Annotated in this window: 19 protein-coding genes; all 19 read right to left on the reverse strand. The window is 30.6% G+C overall.

Translation table 11 applies throughout. The annotated features are described in order from the left end of the window. Window positions 1-2 precede the first annotated feature (2 nt). From ASF10_RS23610 to ASF10_RS23700, 19 genes are read right to left on the reverse strand one after another with little or no spacing between them, the layout of a single operon-like run. Window positions 3-1091 carry a glycosyltransferase family 4 protein gene (locus ASF10_RS23610; protein ID WP_056255124.1) on the reverse strand — a complete coding sequence of 363 codons (1089 nt, stop codon included), beginning with the start codon at window positions 1089-1091 and terminating at the stop codon, window positions 3-5. Beyond that, window positions 1088-2206 (reverse strand): glycosyltransferase, encoded by a 1119-nt coding sequence (locus ASF10_RS23615; RefSeq protein WP_056255126.1) that lies wholly within the window; start codon window positions 2204-2206, stop codon window positions 1088-1090. Before ASF10_RS23615 ends, ASF10_RS23610 begins: the two co-directional genes overlap by 4 nt. Next, entirely contained in the window at window positions 2207-3187 is a 981-nt protein-coding gene (locus tag ASF10_RS23620; protein ID WP_056255129.1) for a glycosyltransferase, read from the reverse strand. Then, the gene (locus ASF10_RS23625) at window positions 3184-4197 is read right to left on the reverse strand and encodes a glycosyltransferase family 2 protein (RefSeq protein WP_241775008.1); all 1014 of its coding nucleotides are present in this window, start codon (window positions 4195-4197) and stop codon (window positions 3184-3186) included. Before ASF10_RS23625 ends, ASF10_RS23620 begins: the two co-directional genes overlap by 4 nt. Before the next feature lie 6 nt (window positions 4198-4203). Continuing rightward, window positions 4204-5073, reverse strand: coding sequence for a class I SAM-dependent methyltransferase (locus ASF10_RS23630; protein ID WP_131726574.1), 870 nt, complete (start codon window positions 5071-5073; stop codon window positions 4204-4206). Between the two features lie 6 nt (window positions 5074-5079). Beyond that, window positions 5080-6696 (reverse strand): hypothetical protein, encoded by a 1617-nt coding sequence (locus ASF10_RS23635; RefSeq protein ID WP_056255137.1) that lies wholly within the window; start codon window positions 6694-6696, stop codon window positions 5080-5082. Between the two features lie 6 nt (window positions 6697-6702). Next, window positions 6703-8238 (reverse strand): glycosyltransferase family 2 protein, encoded by a 1536-nt coding sequence (locus ASF10_RS23640; protein ID WP_056255140.1) that lies wholly within the window; start codon window positions 8236-8238, stop codon window positions 6703-6705. Window position 8239: 1 nt separating this feature from the next. Continuing rightward, window positions 8240-9409, reverse strand: a complete 1170-nt coding sequence (locus ASF10_RS23645) for a glycosyltransferase family 4 protein (RefSeq protein ID WP_056255143.1) — start codon at window positions 9407-9409, stop codon at window positions 8240-8242. Between the two features lie 2 nt (window positions 9410-9411). Next, window positions 9412-10722, reverse strand: a complete 1311-nt coding sequence (locus tag ASF10_RS23650) for an alpha-1,2-fucosyltransferase (RefSeq protein ID WP_056255145.1) — start codon at window positions 10720-10722, stop codon at window positions 9412-9414. 25 nt (window positions 10723-10747) lie between these two features. Beyond that, window positions 10748-11629: a hypothetical protein gene (locus ASF10_RS23655; RefSeq protein ID WP_056255148.1), complete on the reverse strand. Its 882-nt coding sequence runs from the start codon at window positions 11627-11629 to the stop codon at window positions 10748-10750. Beyond that, window positions 11629-13062, reverse strand: coding sequence for an MBOAT family O-acyltransferase (locus ASF10_RS23660; protein ID WP_056255150.1), 1434 nt, complete (start codon window positions 13060-13062; stop codon window positions 11629-11631). Before ASF10_RS23660 ends, ASF10_RS23655 begins: the two co-directional genes overlap by 1 nt. A gap of 50 nt (window positions 13063-13112) precedes the next feature. Continuing rightward, window positions 13113-14507 carry a hypothetical protein gene (locus ASF10_RS23665; RefSeq protein WP_056255154.1) on the reverse strand — a complete coding sequence of 465 codons (1395 nt, stop codon included), beginning with the start codon at window positions 14505-14507 and terminating at the stop codon, window positions 13113-13115. Further along, window positions 14507-15628: a UDP-N-acetylglucosamine 2-epimerase gene (gene neuC / locus ASF10_RS23670; protein WP_056255157.1), complete on the reverse strand. Its 1122-nt coding sequence runs from the start codon at window positions 15626-15628 to the stop codon at window positions 14507-14509. Before neuC ends, ASF10_RS23665 begins: the two co-directional genes overlap by 1 nt. 10 nt (window positions 15629-15638) lie before the next feature. Continuing rightward, window positions 15639-16679 (reverse strand): N-acetylneuraminate synthase, encoded by a 1041-nt coding sequence (neuB, locus tag ASF10_RS23675; RefSeq protein ID WP_056255160.1) that lies wholly within the window; start codon window positions 16677-16679, stop codon window positions 15639-15641. 15 nt (window positions 16680-16694) lie between these two features. After that, window positions 16695-17363: a cytidylyltransferase domain-containing protein gene (locus tag ASF10_RS23680; RefSeq protein WP_056255163.1), complete on the reverse strand. Its 669-nt coding sequence runs from the start codon at window positions 17361-17363 to the stop codon at window positions 16695-16697. 10 nt (window positions 17364-17373) lie between these two features. Continuing rightward, entirely contained in the window at window positions 17374-18300 is a 927-nt protein-coding gene (locus ASF10_RS23685) for a glycosyltransferase family 2 protein (RefSeq protein WP_056255165.1), read from the reverse strand. Further along, window positions 18301-19311, reverse strand: coding sequence for a glycosyltransferase (locus ASF10_RS23690; protein WP_056255168.1), 1011 nt, complete (start codon window positions 19309-19311; stop codon window positions 18301-18303). Window positions 19312-19344: 33 nt separating this feature from the next. Beyond that, window positions 19345-20271 (reverse strand): polysaccharide biosynthesis protein, encoded by a 927-nt coding sequence (locus ASF10_RS23695; protein ID WP_056255170.1) that lies wholly within the window; start codon window positions 20269-20271, stop codon window positions 19345-19347. Beyond that, on the reverse strand, window positions 20268-20969 hold the full coding sequence (locus tag ASF10_RS23700; RefSeq protein ID WP_056255173.1) for an NAD-dependent epimerase/dehydratase family protein: 702 nt from the start codon (window positions 20967-20969) through the stop codon (window positions 20268-20270). The genes ASF10_RS23695 and ASF10_RS23700 overlap by 4 nt, the downstream gene beginning before the upstream one ends. Window positions 20970-20992 lie beyond the last annotated feature (23 nt).

The raw sequence follows: 20992 nt of genomic DNA on the forward strand, positions 1-20992 counted from the left end.
TTTTAAACGGTAAAAGTAGTCAAAGATTTTAACCATAAAAGATACTTTTTGATAATAGTTGTTTCGCTAAATTGCAACTGAACGTTATGATGCAAAGCCAAACCAATCTTATTTCTGTAATTTTCATCGGCGATTAGTTTTTCAATTGCTGTAACAAATGAGTTTAGATCATTAGATTCTATCACTATTCCTTGCTCGTTTGAAGTAATTATTTTTGAAATTTCACCCACATTTGTAGCTACAACAGGCAAATTATACATTCCGTATTCTAAAATTGCCAACGGAAGTCCTTCTGAAAGAGACGGAAGAACGGCGATCTGGCATTGTTCTAATGCAGAATTAACAGTATTAGTTGTTCCATAAAAAAAGATAGTTTCGTCAAGTTTTAAGTCATTAATCTTTGTCTTTAATCTATCAGAATACGAATCTTGAAAATCTTTGCCAAACAAATGAAATGTCCAATCCGGAAATTTGTCTTTAATCAAATTTGCAGCATTTATTAATAATTCATAATTTTTTTGCGGACGTAAATTTGCTACACAAATTATTCTTTTGCCTTCTAATCCTTTTAAATTTATTTTTTCTACTGAAACAGAAGTGTCAATTATAAAATTAGGAAAGTAAACAACATTTGAACTCCACAAATATGAATTTGCCCAATCTCTAAGGGCAGTATTAACCGAAATAATTGCGAGAAAAAAAAAGGATCCCAATTTTAAACTCAGGCTTTTGCGGGAAGATAAATCTTGCGAAATCCCATAATGATCATGCCAAATAATTTTGACTTTCGGCAAAGTTAGTTTCACCAAAACAGCAATAAAAAAAGAAGAACTATGAGCATGAATTACATCAACTCTATTCTTTTTTAAATATTTACGCAATCTGAAAACTGCCTGAAGATCTATTTTCTTTTTTTTATTCAGGAATAAATAAGAAACCTTTTTATCAATTTGATTGACCAACAATCCTTCTTTTCTAGAGGCAACTAATCCTGAAAACTGTATTTCTTTTGATAATGCATTTGCATAATTCACCGCCATTCGCTCTGCTCCGCCAGCTTCTAAAGAGTCTATTATTTGTACAATTCTCATTTTGATAATAACTTTTTAATTTCGGCTTCAAAAAAATCCGTGGTATAATTTTGTGACCAGTTTGCAGCTAATTTGCTTTTTGCCAGAAACATTTTTTCGTCATCAAGTATTTCGTTTATCTTATTGCTGTCTTTTTCTAAATCCATTTCTAATAAAATTCCACGATTACCATAATCTAACATAAAAGGCACGCAAGAAACTTTGCTTGCAACCGGAATACATCCCCAGAACATTCCTTCGGCAATGGCTTTTGGCCAACCTTCACTTTTAGAAGGTAAAATCACAAAATGACTTTTTTGATAGGCTTTCTTTAATGTTTCCTGATTTTGATTTCCGTGTAAAACGATATGATTTTCCAGATTATTTGTTTGAATATAGTTTTCTAATTTACTTCTTTCAGAACCTTCTCCATAAACATTCAGGTTTAGATTATATCCTTTTTCTATTAATTGCTGCACTAATTGTATCGCATATAACGGATTTTTACCGGAAACTAAACTGCCTGTAAAAATAAATTCGATGGTAGTATCTAAACCTGTTTTTTGAATATTTTCTTTTTCAGCTTCTGCATATGTAGCCGTAAAAAAGGGTTTTATATTTCGAGACTGATTATGCCAATCTCCATACACTAAAACCTGCATATTACGAGTGAAAAATGTATTACTCAAAATCCATTTTTGTATTTTATATGTATAAGGCTGTTTACTATTAGAATCCCAGTTGCCGGCGTATTTTGCTGTTTTAGGTTTTGTTGGAAATAAAATTTGAACAATACAGCCTATTAATCCCATATTACCCGGACAACGCAAATGAATATGATCTGCATTTTTCATTGCGAGAAATATTCTCCAAAAAATAACGGGCAGTTTAAAAACTGACAGTAAGATGTTTTTGAAACTGGTCAAACTAAAATCAGGTACTTTCCTGAAATTAATATTATTATGTTTATAGGCGATATCTATTGCTGTTGGATGATCTGTTTTTAATGGTGCAACAACTATTACTTCATCAACATATTTAAACCAGATATTCATTTCGCGAACATAAGGTGCGTAAGCAAAAAATAAATCCCGCTCGCGAATGTGCATTACATGACTGATTATTACAAATTTCATTTATTTATTTTCTAATAATCTTTTAATAACTTTTTGAGGTGCCAGATAAGTTTCAAAATAATTCCTGCTTACTAATTCTAAGTTCTTTTTTAAACTTATATCTGTTGTTAGCTTTTCTATTGCCTGGTTAATTTCTTCCTGATTTTCAGCATATAATAAATGCTTTTCATTTAGTAAATCTGCCGGTAATTGATTGTAATGAGTCGTTGAAATAATTGCTTTACCCAAAGCTAAAAACTCAGCTAATTTCCAACCATGACAAGAGAGAACAGCTGGTGTATTAAATACAAAGGCAGAATTTTTTACTTTTTCTATATACGTTTGAAGAGGAATTATTTCTGAATATACCAAATGATCAAAACCTAAATTATCGCCATTACTTCTGGATACAAAACCACCTTCAAAATTAATATTCTCATTGCTTTTGCAGGTTTCAATAAACAAAGCCCTGTTGTTATTGGTTTCACTTTCTTTTTTCCAGATACTATTTAAAAAGAAAACCTGATTGGTCGAGGATTGGGTCAAATTATAATTTTTTAATCTCAATCTTTTATATTGTCGCCAATAATTAGCGGCAAATCCTCTTTTGTTTACAATAGCGTTTTTAAATCTTATAAAATTAAAAGTCAAGTGATATAAGGTTTCAAACAAGTTCCAGATTTTAATACCAAAACTTGGTCCTATTGCAACAATTTTCTCTTGATTATGAGCCGGAAAACTATCTGAATTATAATTTACTTTTCCGTAAATATCACACCATTCAAATGCCATCCTATTAATCTGGCTTGAATCTATCGAATCAATAATAATTTTTCTGGAATAGTTATTTCCTTCAATAATAATGGCAAAGGTGTCCTCGCTAAATTTAGGAAATTTAGAAGTATTGAATTCAAAACCTTTATAAAGTTCTTTTATTCTCTGAATGTAATATCCGTCGTAAAAAACATCACAAAGTCCATAAACATAAACTTTCACTTTCATTTTATTTCTTTTGGTTTACTGTACAGCAAACTCAACCAACCAATTGTTCTGCCAACGGCTTCTGTAAAAGGTGTTTTTTTATTGCCTGATGTAATTATATTCGTAAATCTAATTAGAGTTAATAGAATCGTTATCGCATTCCACTTAAAACGATCTTTAAAACCCGGATTTGGATTTTTAACACGCCAAATATAATATCCGTTCCGAACGACCATTTTTCCGTAATTATACTGATTAGGACGTCCTGACGGAGCATGAAAATGAGATAACTGTGCTTTTGTGTTTATAACATTTTTACCATAGTCAAGAGCTCTTAAACTAAAATCTGCATCTTCGTATAAACCATAACCTTCAAAAAACTTAGAAAACTTAATATTGTCGACCACAATTTTTCTAAATGCCATCGACATCCCAATAAGCAAATCGACTTCGTATGTTTTTCCGGTCATGGGAAATCCGGAAGTTCGACCATGAGAGAAATCAGGCATTTTTCCTGAGCCCAAATTAGAAGCCAGACCTAAATAATTTCTGGCTACGTTACGTGTTCCCTCTTTATAAAAATAACCTTCGAATAAATAATATTTTTTCTTATTGTAAACAAAATCCTGACTTTGAGGTTTCCATTTATATTCATTAATTGCTATTCCTCCTACTCCTGTAATATCCCGATTGTTTTGAAATGTTTTTATTGTCTCAAAAAAATAATCGAGTTCTAAAACGGTATCATCATCCAGAAAACAAACTATTTCGATGTTCTCACTTGTCTTGGAAATTCCAAAATTTCTTTGTTTTGTTAATCCTCTATTTTCTTTTGAAACCAGAAAATAGTTCAGATTATCAAATTTATTTTTTTCTAAAATAATTTTGGTCTCCTCATTAGTCGATCCGTCAATTATTAAAATTTCATCCGGATACAGGGTTTGCTTCTGAACAGATTGCAGTAAAGCCAGCAAAGGTTCAGGACGCATGTACGTGCAGACAATTAGAGAAAAGCGCAAGGGTAAATTCATTAAATTTTATACTTTTAAAACCACAAAAATATTTCCGGCGGTTAATTCTTCATCAGAATATTTTTTATAATCTTCATGAAGCTGGACTTTTTTAAACAAATCATATCTTGGTGTTCCTTCTTGTAAACTCTCATATTCTAAATGAACAATTTCGTAATCATATTTTTTAAATATTTCAAGAAACTGAGGCAGTCTTAATCTATTATGATAATCGTATTTAGTGTGAATTTTATTCCAATCTTGCTTGCTGTACTTTAAAAAATCCTGAAGCGATAAAGAGCTGTCATTATGCTGACGCAAATCACTTGGTGAAATAAAATGAATTACATATGTCCCTTTTTTCAGGACCGTTGTCATTTTTTTATGCAATGCGTCAACATCATTTTCATTCATATGCGAAAGCACATAGCGCGAAAAAACAACGTCGACATCAGGAAAATCATTTTTTACAATATTGTAATTTGGAAAATACTCGACTCCATCCGGAAGTTTGTACTTGTTATCCGGGTTAGAAACTATTTTAGAATCATATCTTTTAGAAAAAAGATCATTTAATGCTAAAACTGTTTCTTTTTTAAAATGCTCATTTATATCAAAAGTAAGTACTTTTTTTGCTTCAAATTTATATTTGAAAAAATAAGGCATACTAGGAAACCAGCCTGAACCAAACTCAAAAACAACTTTGTCTTTTAAGTCAATATTTAAATTGGTTAAAACTTTTGAAAGTCTAAAATAAGTTGATTCAACACTTTTTAATCGATCTTCTAAAGTAGATTTATCAAAAAAACTTTGAATTTTATGATAACAATAATCATCTACTTTATTGGGTAATAAAGTAAGTGATTTAAACAACATCGTTTTTAGTTTATGATTCATGTATTATTAAATTGCTGGTCGTTTATGTAGACTTGTGTTGCTTTTTTCAAATATATTCCCTTCTCGATCAATATCAAAAACCAATTTTTCAAAATCAGCCCAATATTCAATTAATTCAGTAAGAGTAGGATTCCATATTTGATTATTTTTGATCGTAGAACCTAAATATTTAAAGTTTTCAGCGACTTTATGATCTATTGTCGCCGGTGTCAGGAATAATTTACCGTCATGGTATTTCATGGGCACAGAAAAATAGGTATGCGCGATAAAAACCCCTTTTTCATTTATTAGCGTATTTATATTTTCTGTAGATAATGATTTCTTAAAATCAAGCATTTCTAAGGTTTGAAAAACATAAAACTCTTTGTCTGCAATTGTGTGTTTAAATACAGTTGGACAATATTTTGCTAATTTATAAGGTTTCTTCTTTTTAGTATTCCAAAATAATAAAACAGAAAAAATAGAAATGCTGAGTTTAAAAAAATCTCTTATTAATGGCAAAAATGATTTTAGATCTCTTTGAAAAAACACTTTCTTGAAACGTGATGCTGTATGTTTGTATCTCAAAATTAAATCTTCTTCATTGTAATAATGAAAAATAATATTTTTGATTACAAGCTGCATTTTTTTTATCAAACCCAGATCTTTATTTCCGTTTAAGAAACTTGATAATGTAAAATGCGTGGTATTAAACTGATTTATGACGCCATTTGTTGCTGTTCCTGAATCAATATAATTCCAAAGGGTATTTATTTGTTTTTTATGTAAAATATCCTCAAATTTATTTTCATTCAGTTTCTTATTCTTTAAAAGAGAAAAATTATAGGGTTGAAATCCGTGATCAATCCAGACATTTATATCCTGCAAAGGAGGTACAAATTGCTCAAAATCTGCAAAACTTTCATCATCTGTTTTTATAGATTGTGAAAGTGAATGATAACAAAGCTCGTGTCCGTCATTACTCCATTTTAAAAGTTCTTCTTTTTGATTTTGAAATGATGCATTATCTTCTCGTTTTGAGAAATGATTTAGAAAAAAGCCTTTGGTTACTTTTATCTGATGTTCTTTGAAAAATTCTCTTTGCAAAACCAGATTTTCGGCAGTATCAAAATCGCAATGATCTGTAAAACAAGCCACGGCTGTAAACGGTTTTTTTGATCGGCTTATTTCAATCGCTTCCTTTTCAGGAAATAATAATGTGGGATTTTCAATAAAACTAAAGTGCTGTTTTGCTGAAGAAATATTTTTTTTATTTTCATTTCCCAAATAATTTGCAATTGGCATCGCACAATCCGGATTAAAACGCCAAAGCAAAACTGTTGCGTTTTTAGGATCAATTTCCCAAATACCCGCAGTAATATTAGACTGAACAATCTGACCGCTTTCTAATCGTATTATTTTTGGACTAAACTGGTTTGCAATAAAATTAATTTTACCTTTTTGCCAGGTATAATCATGATTACGAAATTGCGTTACAGGTTCTAAAAAGACAATCTTTATATCGAATGAATTACAATCTGAAATAGTAACCTGAGATAAATCTATGACCGCTTTTTGTGCCTGACTATCAAACACAAGATCATAACTTTCCAGGGGTTTTATAATGGTAATAGATTGTATCAAATTATATTATTTAGTAATTAATTCATTAGCCCAATACAAACTTTGCTGCCATTGCTTTTTGAAATTTTTAAAATATCGAATCGGATTTTTAATGGTTTGAACTTTGTAAAATTTTAAAAATAAAATTGTCCTGTATCCGTTAATCTGCTCCTTCGTTAAATGCAATTGCTTGTACAGCATAACTGTTGGCGATGGTTTTGGCTGAATTATATCATCTCTCCAGGCTAAAACGGGTTTGGTTCTAAAACCTCCCATTGGGGCACTTAGATGTATAATTTCAGGATTAGGAAAATATAAAACATCAGCACCTAAATTTCGCAATTGCATTCCAAAATCTGTATCTTCAGCATAACCAAATTCAAAGCCCATTCTAAAAGAAACATTATTAAGTAATTCACTAGCCATAAAACAGTTTCCTGATCCAAAAATAGGGGCTTGATTTACAGTATCAGATTCTTTTTTTTCATTTTTCTTTAAATAAGAATTATTGATAACGGTTGCACCGTATTTTTTGCATTCTTTTAAAGTTTCGGCTATTAAATCTACTCCAAACCTATTGTCATCATCATTTAAAAAAACCCATTTGCTTTGTACTTGTGCCAATGCCAGATTTCTTGCATTACAAGCTCCTGCCTGATGTGTAAAAGTATGTTTTATCTTAAAAGGCCAGCTTTCGTTCTCCAGATAATCCAGTTCAGAAACACTTTCGGTATTTGTATTTTGTTCTACAATAATAACATTTTCAGGCAAATGAGTTTGTACAGATAAATCTTTTAAAACATCATGTAAATATTGTTTTCTTCCAATAGTCGGAATTATGACATCTATTGTTTCAATGCCTGAAATAGTCTTTGTTGACTGAACGTTTATGTGATCGAGTAAATTGTTTTCCAATTTTCTTTTACGATAAAAAAAAGTGGATATAAACGGAAGTATCGCTACTTTTCTTTCGTATAAAAACAAATTTAGAAACAACAAAACTACCCAACGGGTTTTATAATGCTGTTTTACAAATTTAAACACGATGTATAAACTTTTTTTTCTCTCTTCAGGTTTAATGGAGACATTTGTAAGTAATGTTGGCTCTGAATAACAAAGAAGTCCTTTTTCCATTGCTAATTTGGCAAGAGAAATTAAAAAGTAATCAAAATCAACTCCAGTATTAATTTTTCCGTCTAAAGCCAATAAAACAGCTGCATGAATTCCGCCCACACAACTACTCATTTGCCAGGTTGGATAACTCACTTTTTTACTAATTTTTATAAAAGGAGATTCCTCAACATATCCAATAGCATCTGACAAGAATGGTTTTGAAAATGGGTTGTATGATGCCATTATTTTATGATGATGAAAAACATCATTGAAAGCTGAAATATTTAGATTTGATTTAAAATCTATATTACACCAAATTATTAAATCATTCGGGTATTTTACCGCAATTTCAAATAATATACTGGCTATATTATTTTGCAAAAAGTCTACACTTTTCTTGTCGATCTCAACCTCAACAACCTTATTATTTTTGTGATAAACAATTATCATTTTAATTAATTTGATTAATTACTTTTTTATAAAATTCAATATTCTCAGTTACAAGCTTATTAATATCAAATTTAGCTTCAACTCTTTTTCTGGCTTGTTCTCCTATTTTCAAACAAAGTGCGTCATTGTCTAATAAATCACTAATTCTGTTGGCAAATAAATCATGATCGCCCGGATGCACAAGATAACCACTTTCACCATCAATAATAAGTTCCTGAGACCAGCCAATATTACTGTTTACTACTGCTTTTTTCATCGCCATAGATTCTATCGTTACCATTCCCAGAGTCTCGGCAAAAGTTGGAAACACACAAACATTTGCTTTTCTAATATAGTTTACAACCTCATTATATGGCATTTTACCTAAATATTCTACATTAGTAAGATCATCATTTTCTTTCAATTGATCTTGCATCAATTGCCATGTTGAAGCGGAACTTGTCTTGATATCTGGTGCGTCACTGCCAATTAAAACGAGTTTAGCTTCTGGAAATTTTTTACGTACTTTATTAAAAATTGCAGGTAATTCCAGAGCTCCTTTTTTGCGAATTAATGTTCCTACATACAAAATCATTCCTTTTTGAAAAACTGCGGGGAAATCATTTGTAAAATTCTGTAATTCTAATCCGTGATGAATTGTTTTAATCTCATCATTTTTCAACTTAAAGATTTTCTTAGAAAGTTCTCCTGCAAAAGTAGTTGGAGCAATAAATGCATTTGCACTATTTAATGCTAATTTTTCTGACCAGTAATTCTTTAGTTTTTGTTTTCTTTTTTCAAGATGGCAAAAATAGGCATCGCTGCCATGAAAACGAATTACTACAGGGATTTTAAAATTCATAAAAGCTGTTATTCCAGTCCAGTCAGGAGCTTCGATAATATTTATTTCTCTTTTGGAAATTGTCTCTTTTATAAATTTTTCTATTTTTTTTCTATTAAAATAAAATTTAAAGAAAGTCGCGTTACTATCCGTAAGACTATAAAGTGTGATATTACCTTCTTCTAAAATAAATTCTTTTTTTTGGCTGTATACAAAAACTGAAACTTTATGATCGAGCATATTAAGTTTCTCTACTAAATTGTAAACACTTGTACCTAATCCGCCATCGTGGCCAAATGCCTTATGCGGATAATGGGATACTATGTATGCGATATGTAGTTTTTGTGCCATATTTATTTTATTAGAAGTACTCTTTTGACACTTTTTTTAAATTGTATTTTTTTTCTTCTTATGTATTTTTTAATACTATAATTGTAACCGCCAAAACTTAAAAACTTCACGCCGTAAAAATCTATCCAAACTTCATTAGAACCAGTTTCTTTTAAATCTGCGTTCTTTTTTAGATAAACATCCAGAGTATTATTTTTCGTTTTTACCTCTCTAAAAGAAGAAAATATCGTTGAAAACAATCCAAGATCATTCTGCACAACTAGTTCATCGTAATTTAAGGCTCGTGAAACTTTAAAAATTTCGACTACATTATTAACGACCAGTTTTACAAGAGGTTTATTTAATTCTAACCAACTCTGGTATATCAAAAGTGGCGGTAAAAAATAATCTTTTTCTAAATAATAAACATTCTCAGAAATTTCAATTTCAGAATCGCTAAGAGCAATTTTTACATCAAAATAATTTAAAACATAATTTTTTATTATCTCTTTGTTTTTCTTTGATCTTATATAAAAAGTTACTTTATCTAATACAATTTTATCGTTTATATGATTGTAATTTGTCCATCTTTCCGGATAATAATCTTTATCGTTTAACTCGATACTTTTTGGTCCGTCAAAGTTTTTAAATGGTCTGATTATTTTAGAATCTCCTTTCTCTCCTAACCAAGCTGACCACCACGAAAAAGTAGAATTACTTATTATAAAATCATTGCATAATGATCCTAAGCATAATTGCTCAACCTCTGTTAATCCGTCACCAAAAAAAGCATTTTCTAAAAATGAAAAATGAAACTTGCAATATTTAATGTCATCGCTTAAAACAATCAAATTATAGTTCTGCCAATCCGGAAAATGTTGTACTAAACTATTGAAGTAAAATTTTACAGGCAATTGAAGATAATCCGGATGATTTACAAAATCTCCTCTTCGTATAGAAATTAGAATTGTTCGTTTAGAAAAAGCATCCTGATATAAATTTTTAAGCCTGTCGATTAAAGAATCAGAAAACTCAAAATAATGTTTTGTCAATGCTTTATCAAAATACTTTTCAGTTTGAAGCCAACCTTCTATATCATAATTATCTGTTGCTAATTCTCTATTATAATAACTATATTCTTTTTCTTCGACCGTTTTAAAATTAGAGAAATTGGCTTGTAAAAGCGGTAATTTGTTTTTAAAATAATCCTGATATTTCCAATCTAAAAAAGCAAATTTATGCTGATGCTGAACAGCAATGCCAATAGTCGAGGCTATTTGAAAAAGCTGATTTCCTAAATTGCCTTTCTTTCCTATTTTGCTGTACGTTATCATTTTTTATTTTAGCTTTGAGAGAGAATTATTTACTAAAAAAATCTTTTATGATTCTCGCTGTAAACATTTTGGCTCCGGTATCATTCATATGTCCGCAAGACGAAAAATTTTTATTTTCTACAACAACGTTTTCATAGTTATGAATTTCAGGATATGCTTTTTGTACTTTATCAAAATAATTCATTCCGATAACATTTTCGCACATAGGCGTCATTACGGTTATCAGGTTGATATTATTGTTTTTACAAATCTTTTTAATTTTTTCGTAATGTTTATTGTGTGGTAACGGATTTAGATTCACGATATTGTTTTTCATGTTTCCGTTTTCTACACCTAGTAAAGGATAATAACCTTCATTATCCAGATTACCTGTTCTTTTATGAATCGCATTAAAAAACATTTCTCTAAATCCTATTCTGCTTTCGAACTTAATGTATCTATAAAACGGAATATAATACAGTTCATTAAAATCTATTTCACTCTCAAATTGTTTTTTAACGATTTCTGAGCTGTGAATAAAAGGTAAAAACGCAGCGCTTATTCCTTCGGACCTGTTAATACCGGCAAGGTTTAAATCAGCTTCAAGAATAACATTCTTAATTTGATATTTACGTTCGATCATCCATTGTAACATTATTGAAGTTTCAAACAAATGAGAGCCACTCATACCATAATTAAAGGTTTTTAAACCTTTTTCTTCAAACATCGAAGTTACGAAATGATTGTTTGCTCTTGATGAACCTAAAATTATGACATCATATTTTCTTCCTTCTGAATTATATACCTGATCTATTTTTCCTCTGTTTTTACACTGTAGAAACATGACCGTGTAAAATCCATCTAATAGAATTGCTAACGAAATTGTTATCAGGACAATTTTGGCTATAAAAATTAAAAACTGTTTCATTAAAATTGAAAATATATAAATTCTTTATAATCTGAAAAAATCCCGAATGCGAGGATGGATGCAATAGCCAGGCTTAATCTCAACAAACTTCTTTTTCCTGAAATAGGTTCTTCTTTATTACGATTGTTCCATTCTACTAAAACGAAAAGACCTGTAAGTATTAATAGCTCATAACTATAACGTTCGTTTTCGAGATATTGAAAACTAAAATCAGCGTTTGTAAAAAGTCTTTTTAAATATAAAAAGGCGTCAGTTATCGTTTTTGATCTAAAAAATATCCAGGCAACGCAGGTCAGTAAAAATGTTGACAAAACGCTTATTAATACTTTGAAAGAATCAAAATTCCATTTTAACATGATAGAATCCATGTTGTTTCTATTTCTATTTGATAATAGTAAAGGCAGAAAATATAACGCGTTTATAAATCCCCAGGCAACATAAGTCCAATTTGCTCCATGCCAGAACCCGCTTACTACAAAAATGATAAATGTGTTTCTAATTTTCATCCAGATTCCGCCTTTGCTTCCGCCTAACGGAATGTATAAGTAATCGCGAAACCAAGAGGAAAGCGAAATGTGCCAACGACGCCAAAACTCTGCTATATCTCTTGAAAAATAAGGGTAATTGAAATTTCTTAAAAGGTCTAAACCAAATAATTTTGAAACTCCTAAAGCAATATCTGAGTATCCTGAAAAATCTCCATAAATCTGAAAGGCAAAATATATTGCTCCCAAAATAAGTGAAAACGAGTTCATGGAGGTATAATTGTCGAAAATAGCATTGGCATATGTGGCGCAAGTATCAGCGATGACAACCTTTTTAACCAATCCCCAAACAATTTGAAAAACACCTTCTTTTGCTTTTTCAAAATCAAACTCCCGTTTCACTTTTACCTGAGGCAATAAATGTGTAGCGCGCTCAATGGGTCCGGCAACTAACAACGGAAAGTAACTTACAAATAAAGAATAATCTACAAAGTTATATTCGGCTTTTATTCGTTTGTAATAAATATCAATAACATATGATAATCCGTGGAAGGTATAAAATGAGATTCCGACCGGAAGAATTACGCTTAGTAAAATTGGGCTTGCCTTTACTCCAACTGAACTTAGCAAATCAGAGAATGAAGATGCAAAGAAATTATAATATTTAAAGATTCCTAAAAATCCTAAATTAACTATTATACTCAGCCAAAACCAAAATTTCCGGCTTCCTTCTGATTTTCCTTTTTCAATCTGAATTCCTGTATAATAATCCAGAAAGGTTGAGAACACTAATAAAAATAGAAATCTCCAATCCCAGCAAGAATAAAAATAATAGCTGGCAATAATTAATAATGCATTTTGCGTACTTTTTGTTTTATTGAAAACAAACCAATACAGAAAAAAAACGATTGGCAAAAAAACAGCAAATGCTAAGGAGTTAAAAAACATATAATTTAAAAAAAATTGATAAAAATTTTAATGGAAAATAAATTCAAAAATTAGCTTAGTATTTTGTCTACAGCTTTCCAAATTCTGTTCGAAACACTTTCTGGCGAAGGACCACTTATAATCTCAAACCATTTTTGAGCATTTTCTATTGTTTCATTTGGGTGTTCTAAACCAAGTTTGATTTTTTCTTTTATATCTTCAGGTGAGTTGAGCCATAAAACTGCATTTTTATTTGGCATGGACCTAAAATGAACATATTGATAAATTTTAGAAACAGACCAGTCTTTATCGACTTTATGGGCTACATCATAATTGATAAAAGCACACGGTTTTTTGTGTGCAACATAATCAAATACCATTGATGATCCTAAATTCAACACCATCTCAGTATATTTGATGGTATTAATTTGCAATTCGAGATCTTCTTTTGTTGGTAAAATCGTATTCCAGTCTTCTCCAACTTTCTCCCATAAAGGAGCGATTGGCGTTATTATATCTTTGTTTTTCTCAAGAACTGAATCATATCTGTTTGAAAAATCTACAGGACAACGTCTAAAAATAATTCCTAATGAGTTTCCCTGATTATTTAATTTGCGAACTGCATCTGCAACATCAGATAAATATTGCGGATCATCAGGACAGGTTGTAAAATCATCTCCTGAATAACACACATATTTTTTATTTAAATCAAGGTTATATTTTTCAAAAAATTCCTTCTTTGTTACTGTAGAATTGAGATCAAAATGGCTTTCGAATTGTGGTGTTCCTGTTACAAAAATTTGATTTTCTTTGATATCAGGATAATAATGCAAAAGTTCTTTTTTCATGTGTTCGCTCCAGACAAAATAAAAATCTGTCTCGACTACCATTGTCGCTTTGGGCAAATTATCCCACGAAAAAATAAATGTTGCTGTTGGAATTCCAAGTTCTTGTGCTGCTAATAATGGTGCAATTGCCAAAACCGGACGTTGGTTTGTACAAAAAACAAAATCAGGTTTTTCTGCCCCAAGTGTCTCTAAACATTGCTTATAATAATCCGTATTTTTTTCCAGCTTTTTAATTTTTTCCCGAATTTTATTCAACCCTTTATTAGAAGAATGGGTTGCAATTAAAAACTGGGATATTAAATTTTTTACGGCTGGTTTTAATTTTTTATATGAAAAAGGAAAGCGATAGGTATCATAAACCTGATCTTTCTCGATTTGAATATTTAAATTAAGCTCAATATGTTTTCGCGCATTTTTATAGCTATCTGTTAAGAGATTAGCTTTTGCATTTTTGATTTTTACTTCATTAAAACCTAAAGTTGTTAAATCAAAAGGAGTATTATTCCAATATGTTATTTGAAAATTTTGCTGTAATCCGAATTTGAAAAAATTTGAAAAAGCAAAATTGCGCAGTCCTACTCCGTCAGGCAGTAAAATAAAAATCTTTTTAGTAAGCATCAACTGTCTCTAAATTGTTTTTGGTGATTGAGATGCCAAATATCTGATTTTTGAAGAGACTGAAGAAATAATTCGTTACTATTTCCTTCTCCAAAATCATCAATTGATCCCTGAACTTTATGCGAATCTATGATTGACAATGCTTTTTTTATACCAGATACAGAATAATCTGTGTTGATAATATCAGCATGTATGGCTCTATTTTGCTGTCTTGTTCCTATATTTATAATAGGGATTCCGTAATAAGGCGCTTCTCTAATTCCTGCGCTGCTATTTCCTATTATAAATTGACTGTTTTTTAATAAAGTAAGAAAATATTCAAATCGCAGTGACGGGAAAACCCTGAATCTTGGGTTGTCTTTTAATTTTTGGTAAGCGTCAAGAATAAATTGGCTTCCTAAATCATTATTAGGAAATATTACCACATAGTTGTGATTGTCGTTTAATAAGGATTCGACAAATGCTTCTGCATATTGTTTCATTATCGAAAACTCAGTCGTAACGGGATGAAACATCACGATTGCAAAATCATCAAACAAAATTTTATAGTAATCTTTGACTGTATTTAAGTCCGGCAACTGATCTGAAAACATAATGTCAATATCCGGGGAACCAATTGTAAAAATAGATTCTTTTATTTCTCCCATCTGACTCAGTCGTTTCGCTGCCTGATTGTTTGAAACAAAATGAATATGGCTTAATTTACTCACGCTATGACGAATTAACTCATCAACTGTTCCTGAAATTTCGCCTCCTTCTATGTGTGCTACCAAAATATTATTGAGCGAACCAACAATTGCTCCTGCAAGTGTTTCTACGCGGTCACCATGAACCACTATCATATCCGGATTTATGGTTTTGCAATAGCTTGACAATCCTTCGATTGTTTTTGCCAATGTTAAATCCATTGTAGTTTCATGTGTATGATTTTCGAATGTAAAAACATTTTTAAAATTGCAACGTTCAATTTCTATCAATGTATAACCATAAACTTCTTGTAAATGCATACCGGTGACAAAAACAAATACTTCAAAATTATCTTGTTTTTCAAGCGTTTGAATCAATGATTTTATTTTGCCAAAATCAGCACGGGTACCGGTAAGAAAGAGGATTTTTTTCATTTAAATATTTTTATTCAAAATCAGAAAAATCTAATTGCTCATCATTTTGAATATCTCTTGTAGCTGCTTTGCCTATTAAATCATTAAAATGTTCTGCCAGAATTTTTCCGGTTCCCGGACGTTTTACCCAAATATTTTCTTTAGATAAAACTTCTCCTTTTTTTATTGGGGCAATGGCACAAACTGTAGCAAAAGCAAAATCTATTGTTACTTGTTCTTCAAGAGCTGGTTTTTTAGTTCCGCCTCGCATTAGAGCTATCTCTGCAGAGGAAACTATTAATTCCTGACATGCTTTTTCATCCATACTACAAACAATATCCGGTCCGGTACGTTGCATATGATCTGTAAAATGTCTTTCTAAAATACTAGCTCCCAATGCTACTGCACCAAGACAGGCGTTATTATTTAAGGTATGGTCGCTTAAACCAAAAACTTTTCCGGGAAATGCTTCGTGCAATTCGACCATCGCACCATAGCGAACTAAATGAATTGGGGTAGGATATAAATTTGTGGTGTGCAAAAGTGCTACGGGAATATTATGTTTGTCAAAAACTGCAACGGCTTTTTGAACACTTTCGATAGTATTCATTCCTGTACTTAAAATTACGGGTTTGCCAAACGAAGCAATATGTTCTAATAATGGGTAATTATTACATTCTCCGGAACCTATTTTATAAGCCGGAATGTCGAACTTTTTTAAACGTTCTGCGGCTGCTCTTGAAAATGGTGTTGAAATAAAAATCATGCCTTTACTTTCGACATAGTTTTTAAGTTCCAGTTCCTGATCTTCATTTAAGGAACAACGCTCCATAATTTCATAAATAGAAACATCAGCATTACCTGGAATAACTTTTTTTGCAGCACCGCTCATTTCATCTTCTACAATATGAGTTTGATGTTTTACAACCTCAGCTCCTGCTCTATGTGCAGCATCGACCATTTCTTTGGCAACTTGTAAGGAACCTTCATGATTAATTCCGATTTCGGCAATCACTAAAGGTGGAAAATCTTGTCCAATTTTTCTTCCTGCTATTTCTATATATGGATTCATAAAGTAGGTTGTAAATTAAGGTTTTATATGTTTATGGTATAAATATTTGGCATAATCAAAGTCTTCTTGGGTATCAATATCTACATTGGCAAAAATATGATCTATTTCATAAGGAAATGCATCTTCAGAAATAATTATATTTTCAAGAATTAAGGCTGCTTTTGTAATATAAAGTAATCCGTTCTCGAAATAAAGCGGATCAAGATCCTGACTTCTTTGACCAATTTTGTAGTTGTAAGGAATAAATTTTTGATCTATTATTTTTCCGAATTTTTTATGATTCCGTGAAACGGTAAACAAACTAGTGCAATTTTCTTTTTGATAGATCTCAAACGTATCTTTCAAAAGATTCTCTGGTCTGATGGGATTTGTGGCCTGAAGCAAAAAAACATTTTCTACATCAGAATCAATACTTTGCAAAACATGTTTTAATGCTGAAACCGTTGGCTCAAAATCACCAGAAATACTCTCTGGTCTGTCAATGACTTTTGCGCCATATTCAAGTGCGATTTTTTTTATGTTTTCATCATCTGTAGACACATACACTTCATCAATAATTTTGCTGTTTGCCTGTGCATATAAAATACTAAATGACAGCAATGGTAAGCCGTCAAGTAATTTTATATTTTTTTCAGGTAATCTTTTAGAGCCACCTCTAGCAGGAATTATTGCAATATTTTTCATTTAAAAAAAATTAAGAAATGATATTATCTTTTGGTTGCCAATAAATTTTAGTGTCTTCAAGTTTTTGAAACTCAGAAAATTCATGATCTGAAAATCTGTTTTTATTTTTTATAATTTTTGGAATACAGGTAATGAAGTCAAAACCTGCAAGAATTAAAGCTTTCAAAGCTCTAAGATCACCTTTAAATACTTTCAGTTTTAGCTGCATCCAAATAGAATAAGCCATTTTTTTTGGGATTAGCTTTACCGGTAAAAACAAAAAATATAAAAACCAGCCTGATCTTAAAGATCTTTGTAAACGGATACTATAATCTGCATTTTTTTTTCTGGATTTTATACTAACTCTGTGATTTACTAAAACTGCAGGAAAATAATGAACTTCCCAATTTTTTTTGAATAATTGCATGGAAGAAAAATCTTCTTCGCCATAAAACTCAAACCATTCCGGATAATCAGGCGTATCTTTCCAGGCACTTATTCTCCAAACATGTCCGCAGCCTACAAATCCCTTCACTCTTTGTGCTTTTTCTGTAGAATTGATTTCTATAGGCTCTTCCAGTCCCCAAAAAATCCTTAAGGCTATTAGACCACAATTTTTGTTTTCAACAAAATGATTTTGAATAAGCTGCAAGGGATTTTCAGTAACAAAATGTGCATCATCATCTAATGAAATTGCAAATTCGGCTTTGGTTTCATTGAGCATTTTATTTCGACAATAGAGATATCCCTTTGAGATCTCATTGCGATAAATTTTAACTCCCGGAAAATCTGCTTTTACTTTTTCGAAAGTTCCATCAGTAGATCCGTCGTCAATAATAACACATTCTACGTCGTCTGCTTCTAGTAAATAATTGATTTTATTAAGAGTAACTGCCAAATCATCTTTGCGATTTTTTGTAGCTATAAGTATTGAAAAAGTGGTTTGATTTAGGCCCATTTAATATTTTTCTACCATTTGTTTTGGTAATTTTTTCCACTTCAAGAAAATTCTTAAGATCCAATCTACAGCAATTATTCTGGTGAAAAGTTTATTCTTTATGAAATAATTGACACCGCCTATTTTTTTACGTTTGAATAAGTTTAGGTTTGAATAATTTTCTGATGTTGTTTTTTTTGGGATATTTTCCATCCAATCTTCATAAATATTACCCATATGAAATGCGTAATTATCATAAGTTGTAAGTCTCCAATATCCTTTTTTCAAAGGTTTATTATCAATATAATCTTCTCCAATTCCAGCTGCTTTTTTGCCTCCAATAAAAGAAAGCAACTCTTCAAAAACATCTTTTTTGTAGGTTGCCACAAAATGTCCTGAACCTACAAAACATTGTACATCTCCTTGGGTAAGACCTAATCCAAATTTTAAATAATCCTGATTGTAATTTCTGTCCCAACCAATGCTGTCATAAAAATGAATCATGGCTTCTTGATTTTTTACAGGAAGAAATTTTAAATTCTTATTAAAAAGATTGTCAAAAATAACGTTGCCGCAATATCTTTTATACATTTTAAACTGCGGAACGATTCCTACTACACCAGCTTTTGGGATTTGAGAAAAAACTTTTAGTGTTTCGGTTTGCCAGTTTGAAAGGAACATAACATCTGCATCTGTTATGGTTACCAATTCTATATTATTTCCGGATAATCCTTTGAAAACGGCATTAATTTTACCAATATTATCAGTATGAATTAACTCTTTTATTTTATTTTCTTCCAGAAGTTCGTTGAGATATTTTACAACATTACTACAACTTCCATTATTGACAATCGTAACAAAAGTTCTGTCGTGAATGGTATTGAATAAAGAATTCAGACATATTTTTAATATTTTAAGTGCATCTAAAAAATATCCTTCTTCATTAGGAATATATACCGGAACTATTATTTGATGTATGTAGAAAGATTGTTCTTGATTAATCTCTTTATTAGGATTACTACCTATTCTCATAAAATGCTAATTTTAAAACTTCTCAGAATGTATTTAAACATTAAAAAAATTATTCTCTTTTAATTTTTTATATAGTTCTTCTTTAGAAACTACAACATTGTCGCTTGAAAATTCATCGAAATTTACATTCGAATTATCATAAATATTTTTATAATGCATCATATATAAATTTAGTTTTTCATCTAAATAAGTTCTTGGAGTTTCTTCTTTAGCAATCATAATTTCATGTATTTTTTCTGAAATTCTTGGTACTCCCAATGTAAATTTCAATCCAAATTCTTCTTTATAAATTTCAAAAAGATCTAAAACGCTAAAACTAGGAATGTTTGGAATAATATTAAAACCTGTAAACTGAAATGAATTGTGAATTAGCCCAACAGCTTCTTCTACATCGATCATAAATCTTGTCATTTCCGGCGAGTATAACTTTAGCTCGTATTTATTTTTAATAGAATCTAATATCAACGGAATTATACTTCCGGTTGAATTTAATACATTACCATAAATGGCTGTAGTAAGATTAACATTCGATTTTTCGGCATCTACAATAAAAGATTCTCCGCCTATAAATTTCATGGCTCCATACAATGTTGTCGCCGCCCTGCTTTTATCAGATGATATAAAACATGCTGCTTTAAAATCATTTTCTTCGGCTACATTACGAGAATTAATTGCTCCGTTTACAATAGTCCTCAAAGCAACTTCGACATTCTGATCAACTGCTTCAATTTGTTTCAAAGATGCTGCAAAAATACCATGATCATGATTTTTAGCTGCTTTATTCATTAACTTAAAATCTGAGACGTCTCCAATTACACAGTTAATTTTTGGAAATTGTTTTTTTAAGTAATAATGCTTAGCCTCATCTCTGCTGTAAATGGTTATTTCGGCTTTGTCATAAAAACTTTTAACTATTTCTCTTCCCAGATAACCGGCCCCGCCTGTAATAAATAATCTCATATTTTATAATTGTTGTAACTCAAGTAAGTTTGATACAAATCTAATTCAAATTTTGTCTTCAATTCTGGAAATTTATGGCTTAGGTTAATTTCATGGAAATATTTCAAAAGTCTGTAAACCTCATCAACTGACGTTTCATTATACAAAATTTCGCTTGGTTTTAATTTAGCAATAATAGGTATTACATCATTAATACTGGTTAATTTTACTTTATTTTTATTAAAATCTATTTGCAATTCATGATGCAGGTTATAGCAGAATGTTGCGACAAAAGATGTTTTATTGGGCACTGCATACATCCCAAAAGTGTTAGGAAGCTTAAAGGATATAAACTCTTTATTTATTGATGAACAATATTGACTGAACGCTGTTTTAGCTTCTTTTTTAGCTTGTCCGTATGGATTCTCTAAATCTTCCTGAAATGAGGATAAAAAAGCTACATTACATTTAATACCATTATCTGTTAAACACTTTATAGTATCATCTGTTAGGTTTTTGTTCAGAGTTATTAGTTTTTCAGGATCTTTATGTCTTTGAATAAAAGCTCCATGAATAAGCCAATCCAGCTCTTTTACTTTTGAAAGCTGTTCTAAATAATCTCTTCCAAGTTCTATCACTTCATATTTAAGAATATTTCTAAAATATTGTGTCAGATGTATTCCTATAAATCCTTTTTCTCCTGTAATTGCTATTTTCATTTTATTTATGAAATTAAAATGTT

It is taken from the genome of Flavobacterium sp. Leaf82, from assembly GCF_001422725.1.
GTDB lineage: Bacteria > Bacteroidota > Bacteroidia > Flavobacteriales > Flavobacteriaceae > Flavobacterium.